Source organism: Paraburkholderia sediminicola, from assembly GCF_046027825.1.
GTDB classification, from domain to species: Bacteria; Pseudomonadota; Gammaproteobacteria; order Burkholderiales; family Burkholderiaceae; genus Paraburkholderia; species Paraburkholderia sediminicola_D.
This window is the reverse complement of the sequence record NZ_JAQQDU010000027.1, coordinates 46,324-63,362: the sequence shown is the minus strand read 5'-3', so window position 1 is coordinate 63,362 and position 17,039 is coordinate 46,324. Positions and strand designations below refer to the sequence as shown.

14 protein-coding genes are annotated in these 17,039 nt (G+C 65.3%); 8 read left to right on the top strand and 6 right to left on the bottom strand.

Annotated elements, in window-relative coordinates; all coding sequences use genetic code 11:
- Nucleotides 1-139 precede the first annotated feature (139 nt).
- Entirely contained in the window at nt 140-1,789 is a 1,650-nt protein-coding gene (locus PQQ96_RS16865) for a GMC family oxidoreductase (RefSeq protein ID WP_408293831.1), read from the bottom strand.
- A 412-nt stretch (nt 1,790-2,201) separates the two neighbouring features.
- On the opposite strand from PQQ96_RS16865, the gene PQQ96_RS16860 reads away from it, so the two are divergent.
- On the top strand, nt 2,202-3,887 hold the full coding sequence (locus tag PQQ96_RS16860; RefSeq protein ID WP_408293830.1) for an isovaleryl-CoA dehydrogenase: 1,686 nt from the start codon (nt 2,202-2,204) through the stop codon (nt 3,885-3,887).
- Nucleotides 3,888-4,089: 202 nt separating this feature from the next.
- On the top strand, nt 4,090-5,508 hold the full coding sequence (locus PQQ96_RS16855; RefSeq protein ID WP_408293827.1) for a coniferyl aldehyde dehydrogenase: 1,419 nt from the start codon (nt 4,090-4,092) through the stop codon (nt 5,506-5,508).
- A gap of 83 nt (nt 5,509-5,591) precedes the next feature.
- Here the strand turns inward: PQQ96_RS16855 and PQQ96_RS16850 are convergent, their stop codons facing one another.
- The 5 genes from PQQ96_RS16850 to fliE all read right to left on the bottom strand — a co-directional run bounded on the left by PQQ96_RS16850 (nt 5,592) and on the right by fliE (nt 8,856).
- Nucleotides 5,592-5,957 carry an EscU/YscU/HrcU family type III secretion system export apparatus switch protein gene (locus PQQ96_RS16850; RefSeq protein WP_408293825.1) on the bottom strand — a complete coding sequence of 122 codons (366 nt, stop codon included), beginning with the start codon at nt 5,955-5,957 and terminating at the stop codon, nt 5,592-5,594.
- Nucleotides 5,957-7,387, bottom strand: a complete 1,431-nt coding sequence (gene fliK, locus PQQ96_RS16845) for a flagellar hook-length control protein FliK (RefSeq protein WP_408293822.1) — start codon at nt 7,385-7,387, stop codon at nt 5,957-5,959. Before fliK ends, PQQ96_RS16850 begins: the two co-directional genes overlap by 1 nt.
- A gap of 81 nt (nt 7,388-7,468) precedes the next feature.
- A complete protein-coding gene (locus tag PQQ96_RS16840; protein ID WP_211612755.1) occupies nt 7,469-7,795 on the bottom strand; it encodes a flagellar protein FliT in 327 nt (108 codons plus the stop codon).
- Nucleotides 7,792-8,226, bottom strand: coding sequence for a flagellar export chaperone FliS (fliS, locus tag PQQ96_RS16835; protein WP_408293820.1), 435 nt, complete (start codon nt 8,224-8,226; stop codon nt 7,792-7,794). The genes PQQ96_RS16840 and fliS overlap by 4 nt, the downstream gene beginning before the upstream one ends.
- Before the next feature lie 294 nt (nt 8,227-8,520).
- Complete coding sequence (fliE, locus tag PQQ96_RS16830) at nt 8,521-8,856, bottom strand: flagellar hook-basal body complex protein FliE (RefSeq protein ID WP_408293817.1); 336 nt, start codon at nt 8,854-8,856, stop codon at nt 8,521-8,523.
- A gap of 237 nt (nt 8,857-9,093) precedes the next feature.
- Between fliE and fliF the strand changes: the two genes are divergently transcribed.
- The 6 genes from fliF (at nt 9,094) to PQQ96_RS16800 (ending at nt 16,288) form a co-directional block, all read left to right on the top strand.
- Nucleotides 9,094-10,890 (top strand): flagellar basal-body MS-ring/collar protein FliF, encoded by a 1,797-nt coding sequence (gene fliF, locus PQQ96_RS16825; RefSeq protein ID WP_408293814.1) that lies wholly within the window; start codon nt 9,094-9,096, stop codon nt 10,888-10,890.
- On the top strand, nt 10,880-11,875 hold the full coding sequence (gene fliG, locus PQQ96_RS16820; protein WP_408293811.1) for a flagellar motor switch protein FliG: 996 nt from the start codon (nt 10,880-10,882) through the stop codon (nt 11,873-11,875). The genes fliF and fliG overlap by 11 nt, the downstream gene beginning before the upstream one ends.
- Nucleotides 11,862-12,545, top strand: coding sequence for a flagellar assembly protein FliH (gene fliH / locus PQQ96_RS16815; protein WP_408293808.1), 684 nt, complete (start codon nt 11,862-11,864; stop codon nt 12,543-12,545). Before fliG ends, fliH begins: the two co-directional genes overlap by 14 nt.
- Nucleotides 12,539-14,242, top strand: a complete 1,704-nt coding sequence (gene fliI / locus PQQ96_RS16810) for a flagellar protein export ATPase FliI (RefSeq protein ID WP_408293806.1) — start codon at nt 12,539-12,541, stop codon at nt 14,240-14,242. Before fliH ends, fliI begins: the two co-directional genes overlap by 7 nt.
- Before the next feature lie 2 nt (nt 14,243-14,244).
- Nucleotides 14,245-14,694: a flagellar export protein FliJ gene (fliJ, locus tag PQQ96_RS16805; protein WP_408293803.1), complete on the top strand. Its 450-nt coding sequence runs from the start codon at nt 14,245-14,247 to the stop codon at nt 14,692-14,694.
- A 61-nt stretch (nt 14,695-14,755) separates the two neighbouring features.
- Nucleotides 14,756-16,288, top strand: a complete 1,533-nt coding sequence (locus PQQ96_RS16800) for a flagellar hook-length control protein FliK (protein ID WP_408293800.1) — start codon at nt 14,756-14,758, stop codon at nt 16,286-16,288.
- Nucleotides 16,289-17,039 lie beyond the last annotated feature (751 nt).

Sequence of the window (17,039 nt, the reverse complement as noted above, 5' to 3'; positions counted from 1 at the left end):
CAATTTATGACGAATTAACCGACGTTCGCCTAAATATTCTTATATTTGCGCGCAAAAATAGGAAGATGGATACGCCACCATGCCGGTGCCCGGCCGGTGGCGCTTGATCAATGTCCACGCGTTCGGGCGTGGCGTGCCCTCAAGCTGCCACGCCGGTGATGCCCGTCGACACCATCGCAGGCACCGTTTGCCCCTCGCGCCGGCTCGCCGCGATCAGTTCGGCCGCGCGCTCACCGATCATCACAGTCGGCGAATTAGTGTTGCCGCCGATCAGCGTCGGCATCACCGATGCATCGACGATCCGCAGCCCCGTCACGCCGCGCACCCGCAACTGCGGGTCGACCACCGATTGCGCGTCGCCGCCCATCCGGCACGTCGCTACCGGGTGATAGATCGTGTCGGCATGCTCGGCGATGGTCCGGCGCAATTCCGCCTCGGTCTGGCCGGAATGTGTGTACAGCTCCTTGCCGCCATGCAGCGCCAGCGAAGGTGCGTCGAGAATGCGCCGCGCCATCTGCGCCCCTTCCACAAGAAGGTCGAGATCACGCGAGTCGCTGAAAAAGCGCGGATCGATCACGGGCGCGGTGCGCGCGTCGGCGCTGGCGAGCGTCACCGTGCCGCGGCTATGCGGCCGCAGCACGCACACGTGCAGCGAATAACCGTGACCCCAGTGCATATGGCGATTGTGATCGTCGACGATCGCCGCGCAGAAATGCAGTTGCAGGTCCGGGCGATCGAGCGTCGGCCGGCTCTTCAGAAAGCCCCCCGCTTCGGCGACGTTGCTCGACAGCATGCCCTGTCCATGCCGCATGAAGGTCACAAACTGCGGCAGCATCCGCGCGATGCCGCGAATCGAAAAACCGGTCGGCTCGATCGACGACACCCGTTTGTTGATCGTGAAATCGACGTGGTCGATCAGGTTCTGGCCGACCTCTGGCGCATCGTGCAGCGCCGCAATGCCGAGCGACTGCAAATGCGCAGCCGGCCCGATGCCCGAGCACATCAGCAGTTGCGGCGAATTGAACGCGCCCGCTGCCAGTACGACCTCGGCGCGCGCTTCCAGCGTTTCAGTACGGCCTGCGCGCACAATCTCGACACCACTCGCGCGCTTGCCATTGAAAGTCACTCGCAGCACCGTCGCATCGGCAATCGTATGCAGATTGGGGCGTTCGCGGTCATAGATGTAGGCGCGCGCGACACTGCAGCGCCGTCCGTCGCGCTGGGTCACCTGATAGAAGCCGATGCCCTCCTGATCCTCGCCGTTGAAGTCGCTGTTCGGTTTGTAGCCGGCTTCGGTCGCGGCTTGCACGAAACGCTTCGAAAACGGATTGCGATAGCGCAGATCGGACACCGTCAGCGGTCCATCCGCGCCGTGCCAGGCGTCGGCGCCCCGTTCGTTGCCTTCGGCGCGGCGGAAATACGGCAGCACCTCGGCCCACGACCAGCCTTCGCAGCCGAGTTGCGCCCATTCGTCGTAATCGAGCGGATGGCCGCGCGTGTAGATCATCGCGTTGATCGCGCTCGATCCGCCGAAGCCTCGCCCGCGTGGCTGATAGCCCTGGCGTCCGCCGAGCCCCGGCTGGGGCGTCGTCAGATAGCCGTAGTTGGTCTTGAGTTTGTTCGGCACGACGGCCGCCACGCCGACCGGCATGTTCACGAAGAGATTGCGGTCCGTATGCGGACCGGCTTCAATCAGCGCGATCGTCGCGTCAGGGCAGCTATCCGCCAGACGGCTCGCGAGCGAGCAGCCGCCTGAGCCCGCACCGACAATAATGTAGTCGTATTGCATCCGCTCCTCCTGGTGAGGCCACGTTGCTCGCGGCCCCTGTCTCTGTCGGTCGGAGTTAGCGCTTTAGCTGTCGATCGGAGTTCGCGCTTTAGCGCGCTACTCCGATCCCATGCAAAGCTGGTTACTCCGATCCCATGCAAGCCATTGCAGAACACTTGTCTACTCGTGTTTTATCGGCATTGTAGGGAGCGTTGGAGCACCACGGCGCGTTCGCGTCAGAGCGATCCCTCTAAACGGAATTGCCCTCACGACCCTATGATGAAATACGCGCATGCGCCCGCCAGGCTGCTGCGCACGGCATTCAAACACGGCGCGCAGTGCGCCGTCCTCCGAGCGTGCGGCACGCCACGCCGCAATAAAACAGCACACCGTCGATCGCCGACGGCGCGCATCCGGTGAACGGAGACAGCAGATGGAACGGCACAGCTTCGGCCATACCCACGACGTGACCAATCAGGCGCCTCCGCTTGCGGACTACAACCTGTTTTCGACCGACGTGGCTTTGTCCGCCGCCCTCGAACGCGAAGGGGCCGCGTGGCATCGTGAGGCGTTGCAGCGGCACGGCGCGGCGCTCACCACGCCGGAGACACTCGCGCTCGCCGAACTGGCGAACCGCCACACGCCCGAACTTTTCACGCACAGCCCGCGTGGCGAACGCATCGACGCGCTGGAATTTCACCCTTCGTGGCATACGCTGCTGTCGCTGTTGCGCCGTGAGGGCCTGCACGCGCTACCGTTTTCCGATCCGCAACGCGGTGCGATGGTCGCGCGTTGCGCCGGCTACTTCCTGCACGCGCAACTCGAATCCGGCTCCCTCTGCCCGCTGACGATGACTTTCGCGAGCATCCCGGTGCTGCAGCACGAACCCGCGTTGTTCGACACGTTGCGCGACAAGCTCTACGCCCGCGAACACGATCCACGCGACGTGCCGCTCACGCAAAAAACCTCGGCGATGATCGGCATGGGCATGACCGAGAAACAAGGCGGCTCGGACGTGCGCAGCAACCAGACCCGCGCGTATGCCACGCGGGGCAGCGGCCGCGGCGCCGAATACCGCCTCGTCGGCCACAAATGGTTCTTCTCCGCGCCGCAATGCGACGCGCATCTGGTGCTTGCCCGCACCGACGATCACGAGGGCCTGTCGTGCTTTTTCGTGCCGCGCTTCGCGCCGGACGGCAACAAGAACGCCGTGCAAATCCAGCGTCTGAAAGACAAGCTCGGCAATCGCTCGAACGCCAGCAGCGAGGTCGAGTTCTTCGACGCGTTCGGCATCATGATTGGCGACGAAGGCCGCGGCGTGCCGACCATCATCGAAATGGCGAACTACACGCGGCTCGATTGCGTGATTGGCAGCGCAGCCTTGATGCGTGCGGCGCTGGTGCAGGCGATTCACCATGCACGGCACCGCAGCGCCTTCGGTCGCCATCTGGCCGATCAGCCGCTGATGCGTAATGTGCTCGCCGACCTGGCGTTGGAATCGGAAGCCGCGACCGTGCTGTTCATGCGACTCGCGCGTGCTTTCGAAGCGTCGGCCGATGCGTCGTCGGCCGCACCCGTCGAACGTGCATGGCGCCGGATCGTCACACCGGCCGCGAAGTACTGGGTCTGCAAGCGCGCGCTGGAATTCACCGGCGAGGCGATGGAAGTCTGGGGCGGCAACGGTTATGTCGAAACCGGTCCGATGGCGCGCTTCTATCGTGAAGCGCCCGTGAATTCGATCTGGGAAGGCTCCGGCAACGTGATGTGCCTCGACGTGCTGCGCGCGATGGAACGCGAGCCCGAAGCGGCGCAGGCCTTGTTCGCCGCGTGGCAAGTGGACGCGCAAGGGCACCCGGCTTTGAGCGCCGCGCTCGGCAAGCTCGCCATCGCGCTCAACGGACCCGCCGAACATCGCGAAGCCTCCGCGCGACGAATCGCGCAACAGATCGTGTTGATCGCACAAGCCACCTTGCTGGTGAAGCACGCGCCGCCGGAAGTCGCCGACGCCTTCATCGCCACGCGTCTCGCCGACGGCTGCGGCGAGAGCGGCCGCGTGTACGGCACGCTGCCCGCGACGTTCGACCACGCGGCGATCATCGCAAGAGCATTTCCCGCTTGATGCGCAGCGAACGGGCCGACCGGGATTCAGCGTTTTCCGTTAGAAGCAAGGTGGATCGATCGACCAGGATTCCGCGTTGCCGCTTCGAAGCGGACGTACCCGCCCGCGCCGCAGCAAAGCCTTTCGCAAAACCGTCGCACCACAGCACAACACCCCAATAAGCGCGACTTAACGCGCACGTTTTCCATCAGGGAGTGGACACATGAAGAACGATTTGCCAGAAGTCGCCGCGCTCGAAGCACTGCTGCGCGAGCAACGCCATGCTTATTTGCGCGCGCCGTATCCGTCGTGGGAAGCCCGTGCCGGGCATCTGAAAGCCCTGCGCAAAGTCTTGCTCGACAACCGCGACGCACTCGCCGACGCGATGAACGCCGACTTCGGCAATCGCGCAAAGCAGGAAGTGCTGCTCGCCGAATTCCTGCTCATCAAGGAAGAGATCGACGCCGCGCTCAGACACGGCAAACGCTGGATGAGAGCGCAACGCCGCAGCACCAGCAAATGGCTGATGCCGGCGCGCTCGAAAGTCGTGCCGCAGCCGCTCGGCGTAGTGGGCATCATCGCACCGTGGAATTATCCGGTGCTGCTTGCCGCCAGTCCGCTGGTTAGCGCGCTGACGGCCGGCAACCGCGCCATCATCAAGATGTCCGAATTGACGCCGCGCACCTCGGCGCTATTCGAGCAGTTGATCGGCCAGACTTTCGCTCGCGACCACGTCGCCGTCGTGAACGGCGATGCTGCATTGGGCGCCGCGTTCAGCGCGCAACCGTTCGACCATCTGCTGTTCACCGGCTCGACCAAGGTCGGTCATGAAGTGATGCGCGCCGCCGCCGAACATCTGACGCCGGTCACGCTCGAACTGGGCGGCAAGTCGCCGGCCATCATCGGCCAGCATGCGCGTTTCGACAACGCGGTGGATAACCTCGTCGCCGGCAAGACGCTCAACGCGGGCCAGACCTGTGTCGCACCGGACTACGTGCTGGTGCCGCGCGGCAAGGAGCAGGCGTTCATCGAACGGGCGCGCGCGCGGATGGCGAAGATGTACCCCAACTTTGCGCACAACCTCGATTACACGTCGATCATCTCGGAGCGGCACTTCGCACGGTTGCAACGTCTCGCCGACGAAGCGCAGGCCGCCGGCGCGCAACTGCACACGCTCACCGACAGCACGCCGGACGAGGCAAGCCGCCGCTTCCCGCTGATCGCCGTCACGAATGCGCCGGACGAAAGCGCGCTGATGCAGGAAGAAATCTTCGGGCCGCTGTTCCCGATCGTCCCCTACGACACGCTCGACGACGCGATCGCCTGGATCAACACGCGTCCTCGCCCGCTCGCGCTGTATCTCTACGCTGACGACAGCGCGACCATCGAGCGCGTCACGCGCGACACCATCGCGGGCGGCATGGCGATCAACGAAACGCTGATGCATCTGGCGTGCGAAAGCCTGCCGTTCGGCGGCGTCGGTGCAAGCGGGATGGGCGCATATCACGGTTACGAAGGCTTCGTGACCTTCTCGAAGATGAAGCCGGTGCTGACGCAGGCGCGCCTGAACGCGCGCGGATGGATCTCGCCACCGTATGGCAAGCGGGTGAATGCGCTGCTGAAGCTGATGCTGCGGTTTTGATGAAGCGGGCCGCCGGGGGTAGGCAACTGGGGCAGCACGGCATACTGCGACGGCATGATAAGCAGCCGACACAATAGAAGCCTTCAACGCCCCGGCGCCCCACCAGAAACGTCCGCAATGTCCGTCGCGACCACATCAGTCACGTCCTGCGCGTCGGCAACACCGCCTTCTGGCTCATCCTCCGCACCGCTTTCCAGCCGATGCAGCCACGCGAGCAACTCCGCCACCGCCTGATAAAGCTGCGGCGGAATCCGCGTATCGAGGTCCACCTGCATCAGCAACGACACCATTTCCGGCGCCTCATGCACATAGAGGCCGGCTTCCTTGGCGCGCTGCACGATCATCTCGGCCAGCATGCCGTAGCCTTTGGCGATCACGCGCGGTGCGGGATCGCTGCCTTGTGCGTCGTAGACGAGCGCGGCCGCGCTGCGGCGATGCTTGCGGCTCATCACATATCCCAATCGAAATCGTCGAGCGGCGCGGCGCCCGGGCGAGCGACGCGCGTCGTGCGGCGCCCCGCCGACGCCTTATCAGCCACCGAGGCAGCCGAAGCCGAGCGCGCATACGCCGACGCCGCCGCCTGCCCAGCCGCCGCGGCACCTGCAGCACCGGCTGCGGTAACCGGTGCGCCACCGCCGATCTCGCGAATCGTCAACCCACTCAGTTCGATGCCCGCTGCCGCGAGCCGCTGCCGAAAGTTCTCACCCTGCGCCGCCAATCGCGCCGCGCCACCCGGGCTCGCCTGCACGCGCGCGACCAGCCGCGTGCCGGTCAGCGTCAAGTCCGCATCGACCGTGCCGAGCGTCGGCAGCGAAAGCGTCAGTCGGGTACGCCAGGGCTGATCGTCCTCGCTCGCCGTGCCCCCGCCGCTGCGGTCCCACTCGTCGCCTTCCTGCTCGATGGTCCAGTCAAGCTTGGCGCCCGGCCATGCTTCGCCGGTCCAGCGAAGCTGCCCGGTGGCGAGCAGATCGAGTTGCTGACGCACCAGGGGAACCGTCGCGGGATGAACCGCGGCCGCCATGGATTGCGAGCTTTGCGACGCCCCGTCGTCGGCCAGTTGCGCCGCGGCGCTGCGCACGCTCGCGTGCGCCGGCTGGCCGTTCAGATCGGAAAGAGAGCTCGCCAGCACCTCGCCGGCCATAAAACGTGCGGCCTGCGCGGTCTGGATGGACGGCATCGGGCGGGCTGCGGCATTGCCGTCCGACGCACCGTTGGCCTGGCCGTTGGGCGCCGCGCCCGTGCCTTGCCGGCCTGTCGCATTAGAGGAAGAGGCCTGATCGGCGTCGCTCGCCCAGTCGAGCGGCAATTGCGCGGCGGCCGCCACCAGCTTGTTTTGCGCCTCGCCGGCCAGGGCGGCGGGCGACCGCTGCCCTGCCAGCCATTGCGCGAGATGGGATTCGTAGAACAGGCCGCTTTCGTCGACTGTCTGTTGGAGCGCGGCCGCGAGCGCCGCGACCGGCACCTGGGCCGCCGCTACATTGGGAGTGGTCGCAGTACCGGCGGTACCCATGGTGCTGGCGGTATTCGGATTCGCAGAGGATGCAGCGGGCGTGGCCGCCGTATCGAAGAGCGGCAAGCCACCTGCCTCGACGTCGAGCGCCGGCGCGGCCGGCCAGATCGGTGCCTGGCCGAGCACCGCCGGGGTCGCCTCGCCGCCTGAGTTCACAATCGCATTAAGCGTCAGCGCGACGGCGGACAGCGCGGTTTGCGCGGAAGCGGGCGGTGCCCCGGGAGGCGCCACAGGGGTGGTATTGAGAAGCTCGGTATCGACCCCCGCCGCACCGGTCTGCGAGGCGGTCGCACTACCCGGCGCGAGATTGAGCAGACTGTCAACCCGGTTCGCAAGCAGCGACGTGACGACCGCGTCGATTCCGTTCATACCGATTCCTTGGTCACATTGGCAGCGACGCGCTCAAATACAGTCAGGCGGACTCATGCAGCGTGTTGCCCGCGGGCCAATTCAGCGCGCCCCGTACAGTTCCTTGAGCACGCGAGTCGGCCGTCCGGCGAACAGCGCCGACAGATTGGCCATACGCGGATTCGCCAGATCGCGGATCGCAGCGTCGTCGGCCAGAATCTGACGGATCAGCGCGTATTTGCGCAGGCGTTCCGCATCGTCCAGCCTGACGCCGGTTTCCGCGTCTTTCAACGCGTCCACCAGCTTCCGATATTCCTCCTGCAAGTGGACCAGATCGTTCCACAGGGCGCGCCGGGCAGCTGTCAACATGCGGCGGGAAATCGCTGCAATCGCCTCGTAACGGGCGAAATATTCTGCGTTCGATGTCATCTCATGCTTTCCGCGGCCGGCTGGGCAGCCATCCGCGCGATCTCCGGGGCGATCCCGATCCATGCCTCTTCGAGTGTCGCCAGCAGGCCATCGACCTCGACCAGCATCGCCTCGCTCTGTTTTATGTTGGCTTCGAGCAGCCGGCGCGACATATAGCTATATAGCGCGTCCAACCGCTCTGCAATCTCGCCGCCCACCTCAAGGTTCAGCGACAGTTGCAGCCCGCTTTCGACGATCTGAATCGCCTTGCCGATCGCCTCACCACGAGCCGGCACATTGCCTTGCTGCACATGCATGCGCGCTTGCGCTATCGCTTGCCTGGCGCCCTGAAACAACATCACGATCAGACGATGCGGACTCGCGCCCATCACCCCTGTCTCGACGCCGACGCGTGCATACGCGTTGGCTCCAGAGTGTCCTGGGGAAAACATTGGCGCTCCTCCTCTCTTGCACTGCAGTTGGTCGTGGCCCCCGATCCGGGCACGTTGCCGCACCCGGACTTCTGCCTGTACCTGGTTATCGGATAGGCAGCGGGAAAGCTTTAGGCCGATGTAAGGAGGATTAAGGGGCCGATGGCGCCAATATCACGCTGAGCGCGGCAAGGCCGCCTGCCACAACGCGCCTAAAGACGCGCCGGGCGGACTGTCCTGCCGCGCAGCCGCACAGGGTTGCATCCGGGCGAAGGCGTTCGGGCGGGCGGAACAGCCCTGCCGCCCGAGTCGCACTTACACCGACATCTGCATGATGTCGTTATAGGCCGACACCAGTTTGTTGCGCACCTGCAGCCCGAACTGGAAGCCGACGTTGGCCTTCTGCATATCGACCATCACGTCGTTCAGCGAGACGTTGGACGCGCCGACTTCGAACGCCTGCGATTCGCCGATCGCCTTGGTCTGATCACCGCTGATCTTGTCGAGCGACGCCTTCAGCGCCGAGGCGAAACCGCCGGCTGTCGCCGCGCCTGACTGATCGGCGACGGGGCTGTTGCTGCCGGCCGCTTGCGCCGCCATCGACTGCATCTGTTGCAGCGCCGACGAGAGCGCGTTCACGGGCAAAGTCATGTTCTCTCCAGGGAATGACGACCGGCGTGCCAGAAACCGTACCGATCTGGACGAAAGCATAGCAGTGGGTTATCCGGGAAAGCCCCGAAACTAGGGGGGAAACCCCGCTCTATTCAAGCAATCGGGTTGAGCCGCGCTGCGGATAATTTCAATGGTGAAAGTCTCTGTCCGTACGCCCGCCGACCCTCGGTGCGCTCAAGCGGCAGAACGCAAAGGCATCCCGGAGATACCCGACGCATGGATTCGTCAGCCAACTCTTTGATCAACCCCGACGCCCGCATGGGCCTCGCCGGCGCGCAGCCGGGCGCCGGTGCTGCCGGCGCCGGCCAGGCCGGCGGCGCAGCGGACCTGGGCGGCCTGGGGAGCAACCTGGGCGGCAACTTCGGCCAGCGTCTGTCGGGTCTCGCGCAAATGCGCGGCAACCCGCGCGCCCCGCTGATTTTCGCGGTCGCGCTGCTGGTCGCCATCGTCGCGGGTCTGTTCCTGTGGTCGCGCGCGCCGGACTACAAGGTCCTCTACAGCAACCTGTCGGACCGCGACGGCGGCGCCATCATCACTGCACTGCAGGCGGCCAACATCCCCTACAAGTTCTCCGACGCCGGTGGCGCGATCCTCGTGCCGGCCGAGCAGGTGCATGAAATGCGTCTGCGTCTGGCTTCGCAAGGTCTGCCCAAGAGCGGCTCGGTCGGCTTCGAACTGATGGACAACCAGAAGTTCGGCATCAGCCAGTTTGCCGAGCAGATCAATTATCAGCGCGCGCTGGAAGGCGAACTGGAGCGCACGATCGAGTCGATTTCGTCGGTGAAGTCGGCACGCGTGCATCTGGCCATTCCGAAGCCGTCCGTGTTCGTGCGCGACAAGGAAGCGCCGTCTGCTTCCGTGCTGGTCAACCTCTACCCGGGCCGCGCACTCGACGAAGGCCAGGTGCTGGCGATCACCCATATGGTGTCGTCCGCGGTACCGGATATGCCGGTGAAGGGCGTGACCATCCTCGATCAGGACGGCAATCTGCTGACGCAGCCGTCCACCGGCAGCGGGCTGGACGCCTCGCAACTGAAGTACCGCCAGCAGATCGAGCGCAGCACCCAGCAACGCATCGACGCGATCCTGTCGCCGCTGTTCGGCTCCGGCAACGCGCACTCGCAGGTCAGCGCCGATATCGACTTCTCGCACACCGAGCAGACCTCGGAAAACTACGGTCCGAACGGCAACCCGCAGCAGTCGGCGATCCGCAGTCAGCAAACGAGCACGGCCACCGAAATGTCGCAAGCCGCGGCCTCGGGCGTGCCGGGCGCGCTGTCGAACCAGCCGCCGCAGCCGGCTTCCGCGCCGATCACGGCGGGCAACGGCACGCCTGGCGTCACCACGACGCCGGTCAGCGACCGCAAGGACTCGACGACCAACTACGAGCTCGACAAGACCGTCCGGCATCTGGAGCAGCCGATGGGCGGCATCAAGCGTCTGTCGGTGGCGGTGGTGGTCAACTATCTGCGGGTAGTCGACGCCAAGGGTCACGCGACGATGCAGCCGGTCTCCGCCGACAAACTCGCGCAGGTCAATCAACTGGTGAAGGACGCGATGGGCTTCGATCAGGCGCGCGGCGACTCGGTCAACGTGGTCAACAGCCCCTTCACGGTCGACGTCGACCCGGATGCCAACCTGCCGTGGTGGCGCACGCCGGACATGATCGCGCTCGCCAAGCAGATCGCGACCTACCTCGGCATCGGCGCAGTCGCCCTGTTCCTCTACTTCGTGATGGTGAAGCCGGCGCTGCGCCGCGCCTTCCCGCCGCCCGAGACCGTCGCTGCCGCCGCGCTGCCGTCGCCGGACGACGAACCGATCCTGCTCGACGGCATCCCGGCCGCCGAGCGCGAGGGCGCAGTCGTCCAGTTGGAAACGGACAGCGAAATGCTCGCGCTCGAAAGCGCCAAACACAAATACGAGCGGAACCTGGAGTTCGCGCGCAACATCGCGCGTCAGGATCCGAAGATCGTCGCAACCGTCGTGAAAAATTGGGTGACCGATGAGCGCTGAAGGCGTAATGAAGAGCGCGCTCCTGCTGATGTCGATCGGCGAGGAAGAAGCCGCGCAGGTGTTCAAGTTCCTTGGGCCGCGTGAGGTTCAGAAGATCGGCGTCGCCATGGCCGCGCTGAAAAGCGTGACGCGTGAGCAGGTTGATGAGGTCTTGCAGGAGTTCGTCCGCGAAGCGGAAACGCACACCGGCATGTCGCTCGATTCGAGCGACTACATCCGTTCGGTGCTGACCAAGGCGCTCGGCGACGACAAGGCCGGTGCGATCATCGACCGGATTCTGCAGGGCAGCGATACCAGCGGTATCGAAGGCCTCAAGTGGATGGACTCCGCGGCGGTGGCCGAGCTCATCAAGAACGAGCACCCGCAGATCATCGCGACCATCCTCGTTCACCTGGACCGCGATCAGGCTTCGGAAATCGTCGCCTGCTTCACCGAACGTCTGCGCAACGACGTGCTGCTGCGGATCGCGACGCTCGACGGTATCCAGCCGGCCGCGCTGCGCGAACTCGACGACGTGCTGACGGGCCTGCTGTCCGGCAGCGACAACCTCAAGCGCAGCCCGATGGGCGGCATCCGCACGGCGGCCGAAATTCTCAACTTCATGTCGAGCAACCATGAAGAAGGCGTCATCGAGAACGTTCGCCAATACGACGCGGAACTTGCGCAGAAGATCATTGATCAGATGTTTGTGTTCGAGAACCTTCTCGATCTGGAAGACCGCGCGATCCAGCTGTTGCTGAAGGAAGTCGAGTCCGAGGCGTTGATCATCTCGCTGAAGGGCGCGCCGCCCGCGCTGCGCCAGAAGTTCCTGTCGAACATGTCGCAGCGTGCTGCCGAACTGCTCGCCGAAGATCTCGATGCGCGCGGCCCGGTGCGCGTCTCCGAAGTCGAGACGCAGCAGCGCCGCATCCTGCAGATCGTGCGCAATCTGGCGGAAAGCGGCCAGATCGCGCTAGGCGGCAAGGCGGAAGATGCTTATGTCTGATCAGAACTCCTCGGCGAAGGAAAGCCTCTCGGCCTACCAGCGCTGGGAGATGGCCTCGTTCGATCCGGTGCCGCCCGCGCCGCCCGAACCCGAAGTCGACGACGGCGCGTTCGAAGCCGAACTCGAACGTCTGCGCGACGCCGCGCATGCACACGGCGTCGCGACGGGTCATGTGGCCGGGCAGGCGCTCGGTTATCAGGCGGGTTACGAGCAGGGTCATGCACAGGGTTTCGAGCAGGGCCAGAGCGAAGCGCGCGAAGAAGCGGCGCGTCTTGCGGCGCTGGCCGAGACCTTCAAGGCGGCACTCGACGGCGCGCAAGGCGCGATCTCCGAGACGCTGGTCGCGCTGGCGCTGGACATCGCGCAACAGGTGGTGCGTCAGCATGTGCAGCACGATCCGACCGCGCTGATTGCCGCCGCCCGTGAGGTGCTCGCCACTGAACCGGCGCTGGTCGGTGCGCCGGCGCTGATCGTTAGCCCCGCCGACCTGCCGGTCGTCGAAGCCTATCTGATGGAAGAACTGCAAACGCGCGGCTGGACCGTGCGTACCGATCCGGCCGTCGAACGCGGCGGCTGCCGCGCGCAAGCCGGCACCGGTGAGGTCGACGCCGGCATCGACACGCGCTGGGAGCGCGTCGCTGCCGCACTCGGCAAGGTGAGCACATGGTGAAGCCGACGCTGGAAGATATCCGCGCCAGCGATCTGACGCCGCTTGAACGCGAGCTGGCGCTGGCGTCGTTCGGCGCCGAAGCGCTGGTGGATGTGCCGGCTGCCCCCCCGTCCGCTGCGGAAGCAATTGCAGCCATCGAATCTGCGCTGCGCGATCCGGGCGACGGGCTTCCGGGGGCCGGCCATCCGGGCGCCGGGCACCCGGCTCATGCTCGTCCAGCGACGCGCGCGGCGGCGAGCCGCGAATCCGCCGCGTCAAATGCCCCTTCGAGCCCCGCTTCACCCCCCACCCCCGCTCCTTACGATCCCGCACTCGATAGCAACCCGCACATGCAAGCCTGGCGTGGCCGGCTCGACGCATTGCGCGCGCGCAATGCGATCGCCAAGCCGATGCGTGCCTGCGGACGTTTGACCCGCGCCGCCGGTCTGGTGCTGGAAGCAGTCGGCCTGCGCCTTTCGGTGGGTGCGGAAGTGATGATCGAACTGCCCTTCGGTAGTTCTCTGGCGATGGCCGAAGCCGAAGTGGTCGGCTTCTCCGGCGACAAACTGTTTCTGATGCCGACAACCGAAGTGATCGGCCTCCTGCCCGGCGCACGCGTCTATCCGCTTGAAAGCGCGCCCATCGCCGATCCCATGGCGGGTGCGAAACGCCTGCCGGTCGGCTGGGAATTGCTCGGCCGCGTGCTGGACGCGTCCGGCCGTCCGCTCGACGGCCTTGGCCCGCTCGGTGCGCATGCCGATGCGCCGCTGTCCTCACCGGTCATCAACCCGCTGAACCGCGAGCCGATTCACAAGGTGCTCGACGTCGGCGTGCGTGCGATCAACGCACTCCTGACCGTGGGCCGTGGCCAGCGCATGGGCCTGTTCGCCGGTTCGGGCGTCGGTAAATCGGTGCTGCTCGGTACGATGGCGCGTTACACCAGCGCCGAGGTGATCGTGATCGGCCTGATCGGCGAACGCGGCCGCGAAGTGAAGGAATTCATCGAACAGATTCTCGGCGAGGAAGGCCTCGCCCGCTCCGTCGTCATCGCCGCGCCGGCCGACGTCTCGCCGCTCTTGCGGATGCAGGCCGCGTCGTACTCGACCTCGCTCGCCGAATATTTCCGCGATCAGGGCAAGCACGTGCTGCTGCTGATGGATTCGCTGACCCGTTACGCGATGGCGCAGCGCGAAATCGCGCTCGCAGTGGGCGAACCGCCCGCCACCAAGGGCTATCCGCCTTCGGTGTTCGCCAAACTGCCGGCACTCGTCGAGCGGACCGGCAACGGCCCGGCGGGTGGCGGTTCGATCACCGCGTTCTACACCGTGCTGACCGAAGGCGATGACCAGCAGGACCCGATCGCCGACTCCGCACGAGCGATTCTCGACGGCCATATCGTGCTGTCGCGCTCGCTCGCCGAGGCCGGCCACTATCCGGCGATCGACATTGAAGCCTCGATTAGCCGGGCAATGACCGCGCTGATCGACGATAACCATCTCGAGAAGACGCGTATGTTCAAGCAGATGCTGTCGCGCTATCAGCGCAACCGCGATCTGATCAACGTCGGCGCCTATTCGAGCGGGCGCGACGCGTTGCTCGACCGTGCGATTGCGCTGTATCCGCGAATGGAAGCGTTTTTGCAGCAAGGTTTTCGCGAGTGCGCGAACTTTGAACCGAGTCTCGACATGCTGGACGCTCTGTTTGCCCAAGGAGGCTGACGATGGCGAATCACTTCCCGATCAAGACCCTCATCGGCCTGGCCCAGGACGACGTCGACGCCGCCGCACAACGTCTGGGCCGCGCACAGCGCGAGCGCAACGACGTGCAGTCGCAGCTCGACGCGCTAATCCAGTACCGCGACGAATATCACGCACGCTTCACCGCGACCGCCCAGACGGGCATGCCCGCCGGCAACATGCGCAATTTCCAGGCATTCATCGACACGCTCGATGCCGCCATCGAACAGCAGCGCAACCTGCTGGTGACCGCCAATGCCCGCGTCGAGGCTGCCAAGCCCGACTGGCAACGTCAGAAGCAGAAGCTCGGTTCATATGAAGTGCTGCAGGCGCGTGGCGAAGCGGCCGAGGCGAAAACCATGGCGCGGCGCGACCAGCGCGATTCCGACGAACACGCCGCCCGCATTCTGAGGATGCGCGCCGAGGGCATCTGACCCGCCCGAGCCCCGCCTCGGTTGACCGAACACCCCGTTTGACGGATTGACAGGATTCCCTATGTCGCTTCTTTCACAGATCGGCTCACTGCTCGGCTCTGCCAGCAGTACCTCCACCAACGCGGCCATGGCCGCGGCGGCGAACGCTATGCCGTTCTCGCAAACCTTGCAGCAGAGCATCGATCAGCAAAACAACGCGGCCGCGCAGAGTGCGAGCAAGCCACCGGCTCCGTCGTCCTCTTCGTCTTCGTCGCCCTCCTCTTCGTCTGCTTCATCGTCATCGGCATCGTCGTCGAGCGTGCACGACGCACCGCCGGCGCCCGATCCTTCGACGAACAACTCGAGTGCCGCGAGCAGCAACTCGACGAGCGCCTCTTCATCCGGCTCGTCGTCCGCTTCGTCGTCCAATACATCCAATACGCAGCAGGCCTCGAACGGCAACACCAACGCGACGCCCCCGAAGTCCGGCAACACGAGCACGCAGACCAGTGCGGGCACGGCAGCAGCAGCGGCCGCTGCGCAGGCGCAGGCTCAAGCACAGGCTCTCGCTCAGGCCAACGCGAACAGCGCCACCGACCCGGCGACAGCAGATCCCGCCACGGCGCTGACCGATGCCGCGACCACGCTGCCCGGCACGGGCACGGACGCCACGACGGGTAGCACCCCGGGCAAGAAGACGGGCGCGACCGATCCGAGGTCGGTGCAGGACGCCTTGCAGGCGGCGCTGGCCGCGCTGGCGAGCGGCCAGGGCGTGGTTCCGGCGCAGGCCCTCGTGAGCGCGGCGGCGAATGCTGCGACGCCGGCGGGCAGTCTGGGTACTGGCGCGAGCAACGGACTCAATGGAACGGCGGACGGCAAGACGCTTGCGGCCGGCTTGTTCGGCGACGGCAAGGGATCGGGCGCGGGCAAGACCGCGTTGACGGCGGCGGCCACGACGATGACGGATCCATCGGCGGCGTCGCAGGCTGCGGCTAACGCGTTGACCGCGACGGCTGCTGGTGGTGCGCAGGCTGACGATCTGGCGTCCTTCAGGAGCGCGGCCGATGCCGCGACGGCGGCGCTGGCAGCCAGCCAGGCCGCAGCGGGTGCCGCGAGTACGACGGCGGCTGTGCAAACGACGGGTAACGCTGGTGCTGCGGAAGCGGCGAATGCGTTGTCGCCGCCGGTGGGCACGACGGATTGGGACGAGGCATTGAGTCAGAAGGTGGTGTTTTTGTCGAATGCGCATTCGCAGAGCGCCGAGCTGACTTTGAATCCGAAGGATTTGGGACCGCTACAGGTTGTGCTGCAGGTTGCCGATAACCATGCACATGCGTTGTTTGTTTCGCAGCACCAGCAGGTGCGGGAGGCTGTCGAGGCAGCGTTGCCGAAGCTTCGCGAGGCGATGGAGTCCAATGGAATTGGGTTGGGGAGCGCTAGTGTGAGCGATGGGTTTGCCCGGCAGGGCGGGCAGCAGCAGAGTGCGGGGTCTGGGCAGGGCAGCAGGGCTGCTGGGAGTTTTGCCGGTGGCACTGGGGGTGATTCTGATTCTGCCCCTGTTGTCGCTAATGTTGCCGTGCGGCGCAGTGTGGGGTTGGTTGATACGTTTGCTTAATGGGGTTTTTTTGCCTGCGCGGCGCTTGTTGTTTGGTTGCATGCGGTTTTGGGCTTTGCTTGGTTTTTTTGCCTGTCTGGCGCTTGATTGTCTGTACGCCTGCGGTGTTGGCCTTTCCTTGTTTTCTTAGTGGTCTATTTGCGTTCGCCCCTGTGCGGGGCAGGCACTTACTTTCTTTGCCGCCGCAAAGAAAGATAAGCAAAGAAAGCGGCTCCAACCGCAAATTCTTAAGTGGGTCCCCTGGCTTGGAGGGGGCAGTGGTGCATCTGGAATCCGTGCCCTCGCACATTCCGCGTTAGTGACAAAGGTGTCATCAGCTCCCACTCCGCACTGCGTGCGTCGCGGATGGGTCTGCCAAGGAAACCGGGGGCTTCGTTCGTGCGCGGTGGGGGCCATCGGCTTCGCCTCGGCCGGACGGGGCTGCGTGGGAAACCAGGAACTTCGTTTTGGGGCAGTGGGCCATCGGCTTCGCCTCGGCGCGGACGAGTCTCCATGGGAGACCAGCCACTACGTTTGCAGCGAGGGCCATGCTTCGGCGCAGCGCCCAATTATTTGGCTGTGAGATGCACAGATGCGCGGTGATATGAGCTGGGCTTCGCACGAAGCGTTTGTGTGTCGGTGCCTCGTAGCGCGTTCGCGACGATGGCTGCGACCTGCTGTGCCGAGCAGTTGAGGGGGCGCGAACCCAAGCGAAAGGTTTGGTGAAATACCCTTCGGCGCGCGCAGCGCCGCCGGAAGTATGACTGCTTTG